The sequence below is a fragment of the Fibrobacter sp. genome, from assembly GCA_024398965.1.
Lineage (GTDB): Bacteria > Fibrobacterota > Fibrobacteria > Fibrobacterales > Fibrobacteraceae > Fibrobacter.
Window position 1 is genome coordinate 1 of the sequence record JAKSIF010000151.1, and the last position, 1311, is coordinate 1311.

Annotated in this window: 3 protein-coding genes; all 3 read left to right on the forward strand. The window is 52.8% G+C overall.

Annotation, left to right across the window (positions count from 1 at the left end; translation table 11 throughout):
• Positions 1-335: hypothetical protein (locus tag MJZ26_15230; protein MCQ2107128.1), on the forward strand; the 335-nt coding region annotated here is incomplete at its 5' end.
• Between the two features lie 73 nt (positions 336-408).
• Positions 409-798, forward strand: coding sequence for a 30S ribosomal protein S12 (gene rpsL, locus MJZ26_15235; protein MCQ2107129.1), 390 nt, complete (start codon positions 409-411; stop codon positions 796-798).
• A gap of 17 nt (positions 799-815) precedes the next feature.
• Positions 816-1292 carry a 30S ribosomal protein S7 gene (gene rpsG, locus MJZ26_15240; GenBank protein MCQ2107130.1) on the forward strand — a complete coding sequence of 159 codons (477 nt, stop codon included), beginning with the start codon at positions 816-818 and terminating at the stop codon, positions 1290-1292.
• Positions 1293-1311 lie beyond the last annotated feature (19 nt).

A 1311-nucleotide genomic window follows, 5' to 3' on the forward strand; every position in this document is an offset into this window, starting at 1 on the left:
TGCTCCTTGGTATCACGAAGGCTTCCTTGGCAACAGACAGCTTCATCTCTGCCTGCTCCTTCCAGGAAACCACTAAGATCCTTACCCGCGCTTCCATCGAAGGTAGCGTAGACCCGCTCCTGGGCCTTAAGGAAAACGTGATTATGGGTCGTCTTATTCCGTGTGGTACCGGTGCCCGCCATCTGAGGAACGTCCAGGTGGTTGACGCTGATGCCGAACTGGAAGCTGCGGCTCGGCCTTATAGCACTCAGATCGATTTCGAGGATGATGCTGACAACGGAATCCAGATGCTGGATAACGAAATTGGCGCCTCTGATGAGGAAGAATCCGAGTAATTTGACCTAAGTACTTGAAATAAACGGAAATATGAACTATATTTGCACTCCAAAAATCTAGGAGATTAATAAAGTGCCTACTATTCAACAGCTCGTCCGCAACGGACGTGAACAGATCAGCAACAAGACCGCTTCCGTGGCCTTGAAGTCCTGCCCGCAGAAGCGCGGCGTTTGCACCCGTGTTTACACCAGCACCCCGAAGAAGCCGAACTCTGCTCTTCGTAAGATCGCTCGTGTGCGCCTTTCCAACAAGATGGAAGTTACCGCTTACATCCCGGGTGAAGGCCACAACCTCCAGGAACACTCCATCGTGCTCATCCGCGGTGGTCGTGTGAAGGACGTTCCGGGTGTTCGTTACCACATCATCCGCGGCACCCTGGATACCCAGGCTGTCAACGGCCGTCAGAACGGTCGCTCCAAGTATGGTGTTAAGAAGAAAGGCGCCGCTCCGGCAAAGAAGTAAGGAAAGGAAGGTAAACAATGTCTAGAAGAAGAAAGGCTCTCCATCGCTCCATCCTCCCGGATCCGCGTTACAAGTCCACTCTCGTTACCGAACTGGTCGGTGTTGTCCTGAAGCAGGGCAAGAAGACCATCGCTGAACAGATCGTTTACACCACCCTCGAAACTCTGGACAAGAAGATCGAAGGTTCTGAATCCGCTCTCGAAAAGTTCGAAATGTGCCTCGACAACATCAAGCCGAAGCTGGAAGTCAAGTCCCGCCGTATCGGTGGTGCAAACTACCAGGTTCCGATGGAAGTCGCACCGGATCGCGCCAAGGCTCTGGCTCTCCGCTGGTTGCTCGACGCTGCCCGCAAGCGCAACGAACCGAACATGGCTCAGCGTCTCTCTGCAGAACTTTGCGCTGCAAAGAACGGTGAAGGCAACGCTGTCCGTAAGAAGAACGATACTCACAAGATGGCCGAAGCTAACAAGGCTTTCGCTCACTTCCGTTTCTAATTCTTGCGATAGTAAAGAA

Bases quoted from the DNA above. Each gene is read 5' to 3' on its own strand.
- rpsG (MCQ2107130.1), top strand. From the start codon at position 816: ATGTCTAGAAGAAGAAAGGCTCTCCATCGCTCCATCCTCCCGGATCCG.